The organism is Microbacterium thalassium (assembly GCF_014208045.1).
In the GTDB taxonomy this organism is placed as follows: Bacteria; Actinomycetota; Actinomycetes; order Actinomycetales; family Microbacteriaceae; genus Microbacterium; species Microbacterium thalassium.
The window spans coordinates 734358-749015 of record NZ_JACHML010000001.1 but is presented as its reverse complement, the minus strand read 5'-3'; the positions used below and the strand labels follow the sequence as shown (position 1 = coordinate 749015).

General features: G+C 72.2%; 20 protein-coding genes. 4 read left to right on the top strand and 16 right to left on the bottom strand.

Features of this window, described 5'->3' with window-relative positions:
- Positions 1-69: 69 nt before the first annotated feature.
- Both HD594_RS03540 and HD594_RS03535 read right to left on the bottom strand, forming a co-directional pair.
- Positions 70-1443 (bottom strand): alpha/beta hydrolase family protein, encoded by a 1374-nt coding sequence (locus HD594_RS03540; RefSeq protein ID WP_184749643.1) that lies wholly within the window; start codon positions 1441-1443, stop codon positions 70-72.
- Entirely contained in the window at positions 1440-1736 is a 297-nt protein-coding gene (locus HD594_RS03535) for a hypothetical protein (protein ID WP_184749642.1), read from the bottom strand. The genes HD594_RS03540 and HD594_RS03535 overlap by 4 nt, the downstream gene beginning before the upstream one ends.
- Before the next feature lie 162 nt (positions 1737-1898).
- On the opposite strand from HD594_RS03535, the gene HD594_RS03530 reads away from it, so the two are divergent.
- A complete protein-coding gene (locus HD594_RS03530; protein WP_184749641.1) occupies positions 1899-2405 on the top strand; it encodes a low molecular weight protein-tyrosine-phosphatase in 507 nt (168 codons plus the stop codon).
- Positions 2406-2452: 47 nt separating this feature from the next.
- A complete protein-coding gene (gene purB, locus HD594_RS03525; protein ID WP_184749640.1) occupies positions 2453-3835 on the top strand; it encodes an adenylosuccinate lyase in 1383 nt (460 codons plus the stop codon).
- A gap of 16 nt (positions 3836-3851) precedes the next feature.
- Here the strand turns inward: purB and HD594_RS03520 are convergent, their stop codons facing one another.
- From HD594_RS03520 to HD594_RS03465, 12 genes are all read right to left on the bottom strand, one after another.
- A complete protein-coding gene (locus HD594_RS03520; protein ID WP_184749639.1) occupies positions 3852-4178 on the bottom strand; it encodes an amino acid transporter in 327 nt (108 codons plus the stop codon).
- Positions 4175-4891, bottom strand: a complete 717-nt coding sequence (locus tag HD594_RS03515; protein ID WP_184749638.1) for an acyl-CoA synthetase — start codon at positions 4889-4891, stop codon at positions 4175-4177. Before HD594_RS03515 ends, HD594_RS03520 begins: the two co-directional genes overlap by 4 nt.
- Before the next feature lie 101 nt (positions 4892-4992).
- Positions 4993-5991, bottom strand: coding sequence for a squalene cyclase (locus HD594_RS03510; protein WP_184749637.1), 999 nt, complete (start codon positions 5989-5991; stop codon positions 4993-4995).
- A gap of 9 nt (positions 5992-6000) precedes the next feature.
- A complete protein-coding gene (locus tag HD594_RS03505; RefSeq protein WP_184749636.1) occupies positions 6001-6390 on the bottom strand; it encodes a VOC family protein in 390 nt (129 codons plus the stop codon).
- A gap of 70 nt (positions 6391-6460) precedes the next feature.
- Entirely contained in the window at positions 6461-7258 is a 798-nt protein-coding gene (locus HD594_RS03500) for an alpha/beta fold hydrolase (protein ID WP_184749635.1), read from the bottom strand.
- Positions 7259-7334: 76 nt separating this feature from the next.
- Complete coding sequence (locus HD594_RS03495; RefSeq protein WP_184749634.1) at positions 7335-8069, bottom strand: tyrosine-protein phosphatase; 735 nt, start codon at positions 8067-8069, stop codon at positions 7335-7337.
- Between the two features lie 35 nt (positions 8070-8104).
- Entirely contained in the window at positions 8105-8578 is a 474-nt protein-coding gene (locus tag HD594_RS03490) for an acyl-CoA thioesterase (RefSeq protein ID WP_184749633.1), read from the bottom strand.
- An 18-nt stretch (positions 8579-8596) separates the two neighbouring features.
- The gene (locus HD594_RS03485; protein ID WP_184749632.1) at positions 8597-9445 is read right to left on the bottom strand and encodes a PhzF family phenazine biosynthesis protein; all 849 of its coding nucleotides are present in this window, start codon (positions 9443-9445) and stop codon (positions 8597-8599) included.
- A gap of 70 nt (positions 9446-9515) precedes the next feature.
- Positions 9516-9950, bottom strand: coding sequence for an iron chaperone (locus tag HD594_RS03480; RefSeq protein ID WP_184749631.1), 435 nt, complete (start codon positions 9948-9950; stop codon positions 9516-9518).
- Between the two features lie 5 nt (positions 9951-9955).
- A complete protein-coding gene (locus HD594_RS03475; RefSeq protein WP_184749630.1) occupies positions 9956-11038 on the bottom strand; it encodes a HEAT repeat domain-containing protein in 1083 nt (360 codons plus the stop codon).
- 1 nt (position 11039) lies between these two features.
- Positions 11040-11723: a HEAT repeat domain-containing protein gene (locus tag HD594_RS03470; protein WP_246413843.1), complete on the bottom strand. Its 684-nt coding sequence runs from the start codon at positions 11721-11723 to the stop codon at positions 11040-11042.
- A 65-nt stretch (positions 11724-11788) separates the two neighbouring features.
- Positions 11789-12859, bottom strand: a complete 1071-nt coding sequence (locus HD594_RS03465; protein ID WP_184749629.1) for a PQQ-dependent sugar dehydrogenase — start codon at positions 12857-12859, stop codon at positions 11789-11791.
- Positions 12860-12990: 131 nt separating this feature from the next.
- Here HD594_RS03465 and HD594_RS03460 point away from each other — a divergent pair, with 131 nt between their 5' ends.
- Positions 12991-13419, top strand: a complete 429-nt coding sequence (locus HD594_RS03460; protein WP_184749628.1) for an SRPBCC family protein — start codon at positions 12991-12993, stop codon at positions 13417-13419.
- On the top strand, positions 13412-13759 hold the full coding sequence (locus HD594_RS03455; RefSeq protein WP_184749627.1) for an ArsR/SmtB family transcription factor: 348 nt from the start codon (positions 13412-13414) through the stop codon (positions 13757-13759). The genes HD594_RS03460 and HD594_RS03455 overlap by 8 nt, the downstream gene beginning before the upstream one ends.
- Here the strand turns inward: HD594_RS03455 and HD594_RS03450 are convergent.
- Both HD594_RS03450 and HD594_RS03445 read right to left on the bottom strand, forming a co-directional pair.
- Positions 13756-14097, bottom strand: coding sequence for a YciI family protein (locus HD594_RS03450; protein WP_184749626.1), 342 nt, complete (start codon positions 14095-14097; stop codon positions 13756-13758). The genes HD594_RS03455 and HD594_RS03450 overlap by 4 nt on opposite strands.
- 88 nt (positions 14098-14185) lie before the next feature.
- On the bottom strand, positions 14186-14641 hold the full coding sequence (locus HD594_RS03445; protein WP_184749625.1) for a DUF2871 domain-containing protein: 456 nt from the start codon (positions 14639-14641) through the stop codon (positions 14186-14188).
- Between the last annotated feature and the right edge of the window lie 17 nt (positions 14642-14658).

Below are 14658 nucleotides of genomic sequence, written 5' to 3'. Positions count from 1 at the left end.
TCCGCCGTCGCCGGAGAACGCCCCCGCGCCGGTCTCGGTGCGGGGGCGTTCCGTCGCCGTTTCGGCGGGTCACCCCATCACCGGCGGCACGGCAGACGGACCGGAGTCGTCCCGCGTCGCGGCGAACTCGAAAACGTCCATCTCCGTCGCGTGCCGGAGGTCCGCGAACACGTCCCGCACGGCGTCCACGCGCGGATCCGACGACGCGTCCACGAGCGCCGCGGTGCTCGTGTAGCCGACGAGGTCGTGCCCGGGCGCGAGCATGTCCTCGGGTCCGACGACAGGATGCGCCTCGCGCTCGATCACCATCGACCCCTCGGCGCCGACGGCGCCCATGTGACCGCCTCCGGCGAGCGCGACCACCGGGTCGTCGGTGTGGCGGACCGACACGCTCAGGGTCGACGTCCCGACGTCCGCATCGATCGGCGAGCCGAACGTCACGAGCGTGCGGGTGTCGTACTCCTCCTCGAGGGCCAGCCGCGACGCCACCATCGCCCCCTGGGAGTGCCCGAACGCGTGCACGACGTCGCCCGGCTCGGCCCCGGCGGCCGCGAGCGCGTCGACCGTCGCCTGGTACGACGCCGACCGCTGCCCGCTGTACAGCTCCAGGTTCGACTGCCCGTCCCACGGCTCCTCGCCCCCGATGCCCGCCGAGCGCATGCCGGCGACGTACACCGCGAACTGGTTCGTGCCGTCGGCCATCGTGTACTTCTCGACGCGCACGCGCGCGTCGCCGTCCCGCGGAATGCGCTCGGCGGCGCTGCTGAGCCCCTGCGGTGCGCCCGGCGTCGTCGGCGCCGGTGCGACCGGCACGAGCGTCACGGCCTGGGCCGGCCCCGTCAGGCGCGCATCCCTCGGCACGATGCCGAATCCGCCGATGCCGGTCACGGCGGTCGCGAGGATCGCGCCACCGCCCAGGGCGACGCCGCCGACGATCCCCCCTTCCGGTCCGAGCAGCCCGCCGATGTCCACTCCCGCCTCGGTCGCCTGGCGCACGAGGTCGCCGGGCCACATGATCGCGCGCCCCGACTCGGCCTCGAACGCCGCCCATCCCGCACCGGGATGGTCGGCGACGATGTCGGCGCGGCGTGCGTCGATGCGTGCCATCGCGGCGTGGTCGCCGGCGAAGAACGCCGCCCGGTGCTCGACGTTCAGCTCGACCAGCTCGTAGACCGCAGCCGTCTCGCGCAACCGCCCCGCGATGACGGCGGCGCCGTCGATCGCCCCGCGGATGCGTGCGGCGAGCGCGGACGCCGCGCACGCGGCATCCCACGCCACGGCGTGCTGCTCGGCCAGCATGTTGGCGAGCGGCCCGAGCCCCGCGCACACGTCCTCGAGGTCGGTCCCGGCGAGCGCGAACCGCGCGGCGGTGTGCCGCAGCGTGTCGGTGTCGACCGCGATGGCGCCGCCCCCGGTGATCTGCAGCGGCTCGTCGTCGCTCATCGGCACCATGGCCCGATCGCCGCCGCCGCACGCTGCCGGGCGATCCACACATCGGCGCGCAGGTCGATCGCGACGCCCTCGAGCGCGCGGACGTCGACGGCCCAGGTCTCGGCCTCGTCGTGGAACGCGCGCGCGGCCGTCGCCGACCAGTCGGTGAGCGCCGCCAGCCCGCCGGACTCCAGGCCCGCCTCAGCGAGCCGATCGATGAGCTTCTCGAGCTCTCGCAGCACGATGTCGAGCCGGTGCGCGTCGGCCGCCGCCGATGCCGTCTGGGTGCAGAGCGTGACCGTCATGCCGGCCATCGTGCCGGGCGCGTCCGGGCGGTTCGCGACGGGCGACGCGGACCTGTGAGAACCCGCTTCGCCGTGACCGTTGGGGAGGAGACGGGCCTCGGACCCCGATTCGGTAAACCTCGGACTGTTCAGCAGGCCGTCGGCGTGCACACAATGGAGGTCATGACCGCCAGCGCCGCCGACCCGTTTCGCGTGGTGTTCGTGTGCACAGGCAATATCTGCCGATCCCCGATGGCCGACGTGGTCTTCCGTGGGTTGGCCGACGCGGCCGGCCTCGGATCCCGCGTGGCGTCGACGAGCGCCGGAACGGGCGACTGGCACGTCGGCGAGCAGGCCGATCAGCGCACGCTCGACTCGCTCGCCCGACGCGGCTACGACGGCTCCCACCATCGCGCGCGGCAGTTCACGCAGCAGGACTTCGCCCGCAGCGACCTGGTCGTGGCGCTGGACCGCACACACGAGCGCATCCTGCGCGGGTGGGCGCGCCGGGAATCGGACGCCGACAAGATCGCGCTCCTGATGTCGTTCGACCCGAACGCGCCGACGCTCGACATCCCCGACCCGTACTACGCCGGGCCCGGGATGTTCGATGAGGTGCTCGGTATGATCGAGGGTGCGAGCCGGGCGCTCTTCCGGCAGCTCGAACCCGCGATCCGTCCGGCGGTGTGACGCCGGCCCTTCGCCGCGCCACGACGCGAAACCACGACGGGAGTCCCGTGACCTCTCTCCCCCCTCAGCCCCTCAGCCCGCTCGACGGCCGCTACCGCGCCGCCGTCGCGCCCCTCGCCGACTACCTGTCGGAGGCCGGGCTCAACCGCGCCCGCGTCGAGGTCGAGGTCGAGTGGCTCATCGCCCTCACCGACCGCTCGCTGTTCGGCACGTCGCCGCTGTCGGACGACGACAAGGCGCGCCTGCGCGCCCTGTACCGGGAGTTCGGCCAGACCGAGATCGACTGGCTCGCCGAGAAGGAGGCGGTGACCCGCCACGACGTCAAGGCCGTCGAGTACCTCGTGCGCGACCGGCTGTCGACGCTGGGCCTGGACGCGGTCGCCGAGCTCACGCACTTCGCCTGCACGAGCGAGGACATCAACTCCACCGCCTACGCGCTCACGGTGAGGCGCGCCGTCGAGGCGGTGTGGCTGCCCAAGCTCCAGAGCGTCATCGAGGCGCTCACGGACCTCGCGGTCAACCACCGCGACGCCGCGATGCTGTCGCGCACCCACGGTCAGCCGGCGACGCCGTCGACGATGGGCAAGGAACTCGCCGTCTTCGCGTGGCGGCTCGACCGCGTGGCCGACCAGATCGCCGGCGGCGCCTTCCTCGCGAAGTTCTCCGGCGCGACCGGCACGTGGTCGGCCCACCTGGCCGCGGCTCCCGACGTCGACTGGCCCGAGGTCTCCCGCTCGTTCATCGAGGGGCTGGGGCTGGACTTCAACATCCTCACCACGCAGATCGAGTCGCACGACTGGCAGGTCGAGCTGTACGACCGCGTGCGGCACGCCGGCGGCATCCTGCACAACCTCGCCACCGACATCTGGACCTACATCTCGCTGGGCTTCTTCTCGCAGATCCCCGTCGCGGGCGCCACCGGGTCCTCGACGATGCCCCACAAGATCAACCCGATCCGCTTCGAGAACGCCGAGGCCAATCTCGAGATTTCCGGCGGCATCCTCTCGACGCTGTCGCAGACGCTCGTGACCTCGCGCATGCAGCGCGATCTCACCGACTCCACGACGCAGCGCAACATCGGCGTCGCGTTCGGCCACTCGCTGCTCGCCCTGGACAACCTGCTGCGCGGTCTCGGCGAGATCTCGCTCGCGCAGGCGGTGCTCGACGCCGACCTCGACGCGAACTGGGAGGTCCTCGCCGAGGCGATCCAGACCGTCGTGCGCGCCGAGATCGCCGCCGGCCGCTCGCAGATCAGCGACCCCTACGCGCTGCTGAAGGACCTCACGCGCGGTCGCCGCGTCGGCGGGCCGGAGCTCGCCGATTTCGTGCAGGGCCTCGATATCGGCGACGCCGCCAAGGCGCGCCTGCTCGAGCTCACCCCCGCGACCTACGCGGGCCTCGCGTCGAAGCTGGTCGACGAACTGGGCTGATCAGGGCCGAGGTACGTCAGGCCTTGCCGTCGGCCTTGGTGTCGCCGGCGGCATCCGCGTCGTCGTCCTCGTCGGGGAGGAGCACCGGCTTGTCGACCGGCTCGGCGACCTTCGACGGGTCGACGGCGAGCAGCAGCAGCGACACGATGACGAGCACCGCGATGAACGAGACCCCGGCGATGACGAGGGCCACCACGATCGCGTTCATGGCGTCGCCGCGCTGCTGGAAGAACCCCATCGAGATGAGCGTGATGACGCCCGCGAACAGCGCCGCGCCGAACGCGAGCCCGAGCAGCTGAACAGGCTTGAGGATGTCGCGGCGGGTGGGGCGTTCTTCAGTCACGGGAGTTCCTTGGGGTCGGCGGCGGACGCGGCCGTCGCCTCGTCGGTGAGCGGTTCGGGGGCGCGGGGCGAGAAGCCCGCGATGGCGAGGTAGACGGCGGTGATCGCGGCATAGCCGCCGAAGATCCCGACGCCGATCGTGATGCCGGTGAGCGTGAAGGTCTGACCCGCCTGGTCGATCGTGTACTCGAGCGCGTAGTCCCAGGGCACGAACACGAGCGCGACGCCGAGGACCAGCGTGAGGATGCCGACCGTGAGCGCGTCGCGGGCCTCGCCGCGCGGCACGGCGCCGGCCGCGGCGATCGCGTCCTGCTCCCACGGGCGCTGCGGGTCGACCGCGCGTCCCGAAAGGCGCAGCGCGCGGGCGCCCCAGACCGTCTCGATCGCGCCGGCGACGAGCGCCCAGGCGATCACGATCACGAAGTACCCGGCCACGGTGCGCAGCGGCTGCAGGCCGCCCGCCATTCCCGCCACGAGGGTCGCGATGCCGAGCAGGGCCGGGGTCATGCGTCGTCCCGCCGCGTACACCAGCCACAGCGCGATCAGCAGCACCAGGCCGGTCGCGATCGCGAAGCCCGAGAAGACCGCGAGGCCGACGGCCGCCGAGTGGTCGGGAGAGAACGTGATCATGACCGCCGCGAGCGCGAGGAAGGCGGCGCGCGCGAACTGCACGTGGCGCACGTCGAAGGTGCGGCGGGCGGGAGTGGAGGTCACGAGGGTCCTGGTGGAGCGAGCGGGTGCCGAACGGCACGGACCTCTCCAGTCTACGTCGGCGCGAGGAAGCGCCGGTCAGGGCCGGAACCCCCGCCCGCGGCTCAGCCCGCGCCGTCCGTGGCTCCGGCGTGCGCCGCATCCCACCACTCGAGCGCCCGCAGCGCATGGAACGTCAGCCACTTCGAGGGCTCCCCGGCGGGGACGTCGATCTCGAACCACACGCGACCGGGATGCCGGCGCTCCTGCTCCCACGCCCCGTCGGGGCGACGGGCGGCGCGGATCACCTCGACCGCGTCGGCGATGCGCTCGTCGGGCGGGACGCCGTCGTGCAGCGATGCCGCGCGGAAGTAGTCGACGGCGTGCAGCGCGCTGTAGAACGAGCGGAACGGATACGCGAAGCGCACCGCCCACGGCGCGAACAGCTCGCCCGTCGTCTGCCGGTACAGCAGCCGGCGTCGCAGCAGGTACTCCTCGCCCGCTGTGCGCGCCGCCCGCAGCTCGGGCGTGCCCCCGGTCGCCTGCTCGTAGGAGAGGATCCCCTCGATCGAGTTCAGCGTCGAGGTGAACGAGGCGCGCGTCGAGCCCTCGACCCACTCGCAGTTCCAGCCGCCCTCGTCCATCTGGTGATCGACGAACCACTGGGCGATGCCGGTGACGTCGGCGCCGAGCCAGGCGCCGGCGGCGAGCGTCCACGCGTTGATGCACGCGTCGACCTCGCCGTCCCAGAACGGCAGGTCGTCGTACTCCCACGTGCAGTGCGCCCGCAGCTTCTCGACGGTCCCTTCCAGCCGCTCGGGCGCGACGCCCCATTCGCGCAGGGACTTCAGCGACCATGTCGTCGCCGTCCACGGCTGCCCGGCGCCGGGGGCCGCCTCGGGGCCGTCGAAGTCGAAGTCCGCGGGGAAGAACGCCCCGCCCGCCCACTGCCCGTCGGCGTCCTGCTCCGCCAGGAGCGCCGCGCCGAACCCCTCGTCGGGCACGCGGGCGCGCGTCGCCTGCCACACCGCGCGCGGCTCGTGCGCGAGATCCCGCTCGACCTGCCAGCGCAGGGCGGGGTCGGAATCGAGCATCCACGTCAGGAGCGCCTGGTCGGTCGGCATGGTCGAACGCTACTCGCGAGCCCCGACACGGGCCCAGCCCGGCCACTCGGCCGCGTCGATGACGCAGAACCGATTGCCCTCGGGGTCCTCCATGATCACGTAGTCGGCGTCGGGCGGCATCCGGCTCCATTCCACCCGCGCGGCGCCCAGGCCGAGGAGGCGCTCGATGTCGGCGCGCCAGTCCTCGGCGTACAGGTCGAGGTGGATGCGCGGCGGAAGAACGCGCTCGGACGGCACCGCGTCGAGCGACAGGTTCGGCCCGGACCCCGCCCGGGGCGACAGCAGCGCGAAGTCGTCGCCGCGCGGTTCGCGGACGACGTAGTCGAGCGCCCGGGTCCAGAAGGCGATCTGGTCGTCGAGATCCTCGACGCGGATGACGATCGAACCGACGATCAGCATGGAGCCAGGCTACGCAGGGAGACGGTGGTTCGTCTCGCCTTTCGGCTCGCTGGGCGTCGGGCGCGGCGGATCACTCGCTCCGCAGGAACGACACCGCCATGCGGCGGAAGTCGCGCGACCCCGGTGCATTGAAGTGGTGGCGTCCCGGGATCTCGGCGAACGTGCCGCGCGGGGTCGCGGCCGCGAGGCCCCGCGACCGCTCGATGATGGCGTCGTCGGTGCCGGTGGCGAACAGGATCCGCTGCCGCGGCGGCTTGTCGGGGTCGGGGTCGGCTTCGCCGCGACGCATGCCCTCGGCGAGCGCCACCAGAGCGCGCAGGTCGTTGTCGGGCACGCGCTCGGCGAGGGTGACGTAGTTGCGGGTGACGGGATCGTGCACCGGCTCCCCGTGCAGCGCATAGGCGCGGGCCTGCTCGATCTGCAGGCGGGCGAGCGGGCGCCCGTCCGGGATGCCGCCGAGCACGGCGCGGTCCACGCGCGTGGCGGCGTCGACCGCGAACTGCCACCCGACGCGTGCGCCCAGCGAGTAGCCGACGTAGCGGACGGTGTCGAGCAGGTACGTGTCGAGCACGATCATCAGGTCCGACACGAACGCGTCCATCGAGTACTCGCGCGGCGCGTGCGGCTTGTCGCTGGCTCCGTGGCCGCGCTGGTCCACGCCGATGACGCGGTAGCCGGCGCGCAGCAGGTCGCGCACCCACCCGGTCGCCACCCAGTTGTCGCGGCAGCTCGACGCGAACCCGTGCACGCACAGCACCGGCTCCGCGTCGGGGTCCCCCCACGTGTAGGTCGCGATGCGGTGCCCTTCGGCCGACATCACGAACTGCGGCGGCGGCAACTGGGTCATCGTGGGCACGCGGGCGTCCATCGTCCCATTGTGGCGGCGTTCGCCGGCAGGCAGGCGCATCGCGTTCCGGCCGGCGGCATCGATCCGCGCCCGAACGTCACTCGGCGGCGTCGATCTCCCGCAGAACCGAGGCGAGGCGCGCCCGTGCGTCGGCCGCGAACCCGATCCGGTCGAGGTAGACCTCGAGGCCGCCGTGCGTGTCCTCGATGAGGGCGAACACGTGCTCGATCGCCGGCGCCGGGCTGGCGACGAGGATCTCGGTGAGCTCCGCGCTCGGCTCGACGCCGTACGCCCGCACGCGCGCGATCATCGCCTCGGCCCACTCGCCGGCGAGGAAGTCCTCGGTGCTGGCGTAGTCGGCCACGATCACGTCGCGCTCGACGCCGGCGACGGCGAGGGCGAGCGCGACGACGATCCCGGTGCGGTCCTTGCCGGCCGTGCAGTGCACGAGCACGGCGCCGTCGGCATCCGTGATGCGGTGCAGCGCGTCGGCGATCGCCGGCCCGGTGTCCTCGATCAGCAGGCGGTACAGGTCGGTGATGCCGAAGCCGGGCTGCAGCATCGAGGCCAGCGACCCCGCGTACAACGGACTGGCGATGACCTCGACGATCTCGGCGTCCACGTCGTCGGGCTGCTGCGCCACCTCTTCTTCGGTGCGCAGGTCGAGGATGCGGCGGATGCCGAGGTCCGCGAGCTGCGTGCGGCCGCTGTCGCCGAGACGGGCGATGGCGTCGGACCGGTACAGGCGCCCGGGGCGGATGCCGTCGGGCGCGACCGCGCGGAAGTTGTGGGTGCCCGAGATGTCGAGGCGCTCGACGAGGGTGCGGCTCATGCGTCCAGCCTAGGTCTGCGTTCGGAGCCCCGGACTCAGGCGGGGGGCAGCTTCACCGTGCCGGTGGCGGGGTGCTCGCGCGGCATCCGATCCCGGTCGTAGGTGATGGCGCTGTAGCCGTGCGGCTTGGGCTTGCCGTCCTCGCCGAGGCTCACGAACACGATCCGCTCGATCGTCAGGATGCGCTCGCGCGTGATCATGTTGCGCACGACGGCCCGCATCGTCAGCGACGAGCGGCCGAAGTGCGTCGCCGTCAGCCCCATCTCGATGAGGTCGCCCTGCAGCGCCGAGGCCTCGAAGTTGATCTCGGAGATGAGCTTCGTGACGACCCGGTGATTGCCGAGCTGGATGATCGCATAGATCGCCGCCTCTTCGTCGATCCAGCGCAGCAGGCTCCCGCCGAACAGCGAGCCGTTGGCGTTGAGGTCTTCGGGGCGCACCCATTTGCGGGTGTGGAAATTCACGCCCTCGTCGGACCAGTACCACTCCGCATCGCTTCGGCTCGCCATGCGATCGAGCGTAGCGAGTCAGAGGTCGGCGGTTCCCGACAGGGCGACGTGCGTGCGGCCGCCGACCCAGATGTCGCCGTCTGACTCCGTGATGCGGATGACGCCCTTCCGCCCGAGCGCCGTGCCCTGCCGCGCCGTGTACGGCGCCGTCGCGCGGCCGCTCGCCAGCAGCCACTGCGCCGCGGCGGCGTTGAGGCTGCCCGTGACGGGGTCCTCGATGAGCGGTCCGGTGCCGTCGGTGAAGAACCCGCGCAGCTCGAACGCCGGGGCGTCCGCCTCCGCTCCCGCGATCGGTGCGATGACCCCGATGTCCCACGGGCCCGGGTGCCCGGACACGTCCGGCGTGAGTGCGAGCGCGGCGTCGGCATCGTCGAGCAGGATGCCGATCCAGCCGGGGCCGTTGTCGAGCCACTCCGCCGCGGCGATCTCTTCGGGGCGGATGCCGAGGATCGCGGCCACGGTCGCGACGAGTTCCGCGTCGACCGGGCCCGTGCGCAGGCGCGGCGGCGCGACGAACGCGAGCGTCTCGCCGTCGATGCGGATCGGCACGAGCCCCACGCCGCACTCCTGTACGACGACCCCCGGAGTGGCGGGCACGCCTCCGGCGTCGAGCCAGGCCCGCGCGGTGCCGAGCGTGGGGTGGCCGGCGAACGGCAGCTCGATCGCGAGGTTGAAGATGCGCACACGGTAATCCGCGGCCGGATCGGTCGGCGGCAGCACGAACGTGCACTCCGACAGGTTGGACCACACCGAGAACCGGCGCAGGTCCTCGGTGTCGACGCCGTCGGCGTCGAGCACGACGGCGACAGGGTTGCCGGTGTACGGGTCCTGCCCGAACACGTCGATCTGACGGAACTCTCGCTTCATGCCTGCCACGGTATGCGCTGCGGATGCGGGACGTCGCGGGCCAATGCGACCCGCGTGGTCGGTGCCGGCGTCAGCTCGCCGCGCGGGCGACCTGGTCGCGCAGCGTCTTCTCGACGGCGTCGTCCCACCCGACGATCGCGTAGGACGTCACCCACAGCGGACCGTCGTCGAGGTTCGCGGCCTCTTCGAAGCCCACCGACGCGTAGCGGCTCTTGAACTTCGACGCGGGTTTGAAGAAGACGACGACCTTGCCCGTGCGGGCGTAGGCGGGGAAGCCGTACCAGGTCTTGGGGTCGAGGTCGGGAGCGACCTCGGTGACGAGGGCGTGCAGTCGCTCGGCGAGGTCCTTGTCGTCGGCCGGCAGCGCCGCGATCGCCTCCTCGACGGCGGCGAGCCCTGCGGCGCGATCCTTGCCGCGCTTCTCTTCCGCGCGCAGCTCGGCGGCGCGCTGCTTCATCGCGGCCTTCTCGTCGGCCGAGAAGCCTCCGCTGGATTCCTTCGCCATGGGTGTCACCTTCCTGGGTCCGGGCTCTCGCGCCCATCGGGGTCCACGCTACGGGGCGTGCCCGGCGACGGCTTCTCGAATCCTGACCGATCCGCGCGGTCGTCCCGCGAGAGGTACGAGGCGATGAGGGCGACGCGGGGGTCCTCGTCTGTCGTGAGCTCGGCGAGGATGCCGCTCACGGCGTCGGGCGGGAGCTCGGCGAGAGCCTGCGTCACGCGCACGCGCGCATCGGCGCTGGCGCCAGGGCGCTCCAGTTCCGTGCGGAGTTCGGCGGCGACGCCGTGCGCCATGTCGTGCGCTGTCGCGAGCCTCCCGAGCACGTCGGCCGCGTCCACGTCGTCGATGCCGGTCGCGATCATCCGCACGAGGACGCCTGCGGCGCTCTCGCCTCCGCGGGCGCCCACGACGAGCGCCGCCCGTGCCCGCACGATCTCGTCTGGATGCTCGAGCGCGCGAGCGAGAGCCGCTTCCGCCTCGCCGCCCTCGAGCTTCGCCAGTGCGTGGACGGCTCGGCGACGCACCTCCGCGTCGCTTGCGGCGAGGGCGTTCGCGAGCACCGGCACCGCGTCACCGGGCGAGCGTGCGAGCGCCCACTGCAGCGCCCCGGCGACGTTCGGGTCGGGCTCGGCGAGGACAGCCTCGGCGAGCGTCGAAGCCGGCACCCGCGAACGGTCGTCCGCCAGAGCCGCGCGCTGACGGACCTCGGGGGTCGCCGCCTCCAGACCTCTCAGCAGCGCGACGAGGTCGAGAACGTCGTCCCACCCCGCAGGCTCGCCGGTTCGCACGTCGGTGAGGCGCGCGAGCAGCTCGCGCTCGCGCTCGATCCGCTCCCGTGTCTTCGCGATCAGCTCGTCGACGAGCGCGGCGGGGGCGAAGGCCGGGTCGTCGAGCGCGCGGGCGACGTCCGCGAGCGGCAGCCCGAGCGACCGGAGGGACTCCACGTGGAACAGCCGGCGCAGGTCTGCGCCGGAGTACTCGCGGTACCCTCCGGTCGTCCGGCCGCTCGGCTCGACCAGGCCGATGGCGTTGTAGTGGCGAAGCATGCGGGCGCTGATGCCCGTGCGCTTGGACACCTCGCCGATCAGCACGTCAGTCCCTCGGGGTCGGCGCGTTCGCCAGGGCCACGAAGCGCTTCGCGTCCGCGATGGCGGCGTCGAAGGCGGTGTCGGGGTCCTCGCGCAGGCGCCGCGTGGCGATCGCGTGTGCGCGTATGCGCGGGTCGGCATGCACCGCCCCGGCGTCGATGGCGGCATCCGCCGGCTCGCCGAGGTCGACGAGGGCCCGGCTGAGGCTCAGCTGCAGGTCGCGGTCGCCGCGCCCGAAGTGCTCGGCGAGGTCTGCGGCGAGCGCCGACTCACCGCCCGACGGCACGAGGCGCACCGCGGCGCGCCATGCGGTCGCGGCGACGACGTCGTCGGGGTCGGCGAGGGCGCCGGCGCTGATCGCCGCCCACCCGCGCGGATCGCCGATCTTCGACAGGGTGTGCAGCGCCTGGCTGCGGGCTTGAGCGGTCTGCGAACGCGCCTCGTCGAGAAGACGGGTCACGGTCGCCTCAGCCGGATGCCGGAGCAGCGCCCACGTCAGCATGTCGCGCACGAAGAAGTCGGGCTCGACGGCGCAGCGCGCGATGAGCGCCTCGACGTAGGCCGCATCGGGTGCGGTGCCCGCTGCGAGCGCCGCCTGCAGGCGCGCCGAGGATGCGTCGTGGGCGAGTGCCGCACGGAGTCGGTCGCTCGGCGACGCGGCGTTCGGGGTCATGGTGGTCGTGGTCATCGTGGACACCTCCTGCAATCAACTCAAGACCTTGACACCGTGTCAAGGTCAAGTCCGCGGCGTCGTCACGGCTCGATGCGCAGGATCCTGTCGTCGCCGGGCGTCGGCGATCCGCGGCCGTCGGTGTTGTTGGTGAGCACCCACAGGGATCCGTCGGGGGCCACCTCGGCCGCCCGCAGCCGTCCGTACTCGCCCGAGAACCAGTCGGTGTGCGTCGTCGGATCGGCGATGGGCACCGCGCGCAGCACCCGCCCGCGCAGGTTCGCGATGTAGAGGGTGTCGCCGAGCCGCGCCATGCCGCTGGGGCTGGCGTCGTCGGGGTTCCACTGCTGAACCGGGTCGACGAATTCGTCTCGGCCGGCGGCGCCCTCGACCTCGGGCCAGCCGTAGTTGGCGCCGGGTTCGATGATGTTCAGCTCGTCCCATGTGTCCTGGCCGAACTCGGCCGCGAACAGCGTGCCGTCCTCGGTCCACGCGAGCCCCTGCGGGTTGCGGTGCCCGTAGCTGTAGACGAGCGAGCCGGTGAACGGGTTGTCGTCCGGCACGGCGCCGTCGGGGGTCATGCGCAGGATCTTGCCCGCGAGGACGTCGAGGTCCTGGGCGCTCGCGCGGTCTCCGGCGTCGCCGACGGTGACGTACAGCATGCCGTCGGGACCGAAGGCGATGCGCCCGCCGTCGTGGTTGCGTGCCGCCGGCATCCGCTCGATGATCGTCTCGGGCTCGCCCAGCGCCAGCGACCCCGGCTGTCCCGAGAGCGTGAATCGCTGGATGCGGTTGCCGTCCGACGCCGTCGAGTACGCGTACAGCCGGTCGGCGTCATCGACGGCGAGACCGAGCAGCCCCGCCTCGCCGGCGTTCTGCACGCCCGCGACGACTCCGACCTCACGCGCCGAGCCGTCGGCGGCGAGTTCGAGGATGCGCGCGGTGTCGCGCTCGCTCACGAGAGGCGTTCCGTCCGAGAGGAACGCGACCGACCACGGTGCGGCGAGGTCGGTCGTCACCGTCTCCACGACGACGTCGGACGCGCGGACCTGCGGCGCTGCCGGCTCGGCCGTGCAGCCGGCCACGGTCAGCGCGATGGCGACGGCTGTGAGGGCGGCGAACGATCGTGAGGTCGCGCGGGCGGTCCGGGTCATCACCCCATTGTCGAAGCCGAGGCGGCTCGGCGGGAGGGGCCTTCCCGATCGGAGTGCGTTCCGGGGGTTCCACCCCAAATATCTTACCATACAGTAATACTTACCAATCGGTAATGCATGTGGAGGTCACGATGCCTGAAGTCATCCGCTCCCTCGAGATCCAGGCGCCGCCGAGCGTCGTGTGGCGCTGGTTCGAGTCGCAGGACGCGCTGCGCCGGTGGTTCCGCCCCGATCTGACCATCGAGCTCACGGTCGGCGGAGCGTTCCGCACCCTCAGTGAGGACGGCGAGACGTGGATCAGCGGCACCGTGCTCGAACTCGTGCCCGAGGGCAGGATGGTGCTCTCATGGCTCGAGGAGGACGCCGGCTGGGTGCATCCGGGCCGGCTCATGATCGAACTCGCCGCGAGCGCGACCGGAACGCGCGTGACGCTCACGCACGACGGCTTCGCCGGCATCGGCAAGCCGGGCTGGGAGGGCACGTATGCCGCGTACGAGCGGGGCGCCGACCGTCACCGGCTGCTCGAGAAGCTGGCGACCGTGGTGATGTCGGGTGAATGACGCCGACGACGCATTCCGGGTCCTCGCCGACCCGACGCGACGCCGCATCCTCGATCTGCTCGCCGCGCACGGCGTTCGGACGGTGGGCCAGCTCGCCGCGGAGTTCCCCGATCTCGTGGCCTCCGGCATCTCGAAGCACCTGATGGCGCTGCGCGCGGCCGGACTCGTCACCGCGACGCGCGAGGGCCGCAACCAGCTGTACCGGATCGACCCCGCCGGGTTCGCGCACGCCTTCGCACCCTGGGTGGCGAGGTACGAGGCGTACTGGTCGCACTCGCTCGAGACGCTGCGGACCCTGGCCGAGTCGGCCGCGCGGGACGCGGACGAGCGCCAGTCCTAGCTCTCGGGGTCGTACTGGAACGCGCGCACTTCCTGCGCGCACCGGCACGCCTTCGCGAACTTCGCCGCCCACTCCAGGGCAGCCTCCCGCGACGGGACGTCGAGGACGGTGTACCCGCCCTCGATGCGCGCCGTCTGCGGGTAGGTGCCGTCGGTCACCGCGCCCTCGGCGTCGACCATGACCGGAGGCACGTCTTCGTCGATGCCGCCGCCGAAGACCCAGACACCGGCCTCCTTGGCTTCGCGGACGACGGCGTGCGCGGCATTCGCCACGTCCGGCAGGTCTTCCTCGGGGAAGACCATCGCCGCGCTGGGGAACGAGATCAGGTACTTGGTCATGGACTCGACTCCTTGGGACTCACAGCGAGGGGTGCGTCCCATCCTGGTGGGCGCCGGGGACATCCGTCGATGCCCCCGGTGCCCACGGTCAGGCGGAGAGGGCGCTGACGGTGTCGGCGGAGGTGGCCGCTGCCCGGTCGCGGGCGATCGCGCGCCCGAGCGCGAGGAACAGCAGCACCATCGCGGCGGCGAGCAGCATGTGGCCGGTGCCGGCGATGCCCGCGATCATCTTGCTCGATTCGAGCCCCAGCACGGTGAGGCTGCCGTGCCACATCAGCATCCCCGCGGTCAGAGTCACTCCGGCGTTGTAGAGCCAGAAGAACCAGCCGAACAGGCGGCTGCGCGACAGCGCGAACAGCTTGTCGAGCGCGAGCACGACGAGCAGCACGATGAACCCCAGCGTCAGCAGGTGGGTGTGCACGAGGCCGAGCTGCGTGCTCGCTCCCTCGGGGAATCCGTTGAGCTTGGTGAACTCGCGGTAGAAGAGGCCCGAGAGCACTCCGGCGATCATGTAGGCGAACGAGGCGATGAACAGGCGACGCATGCAGATCCTTTCGACGT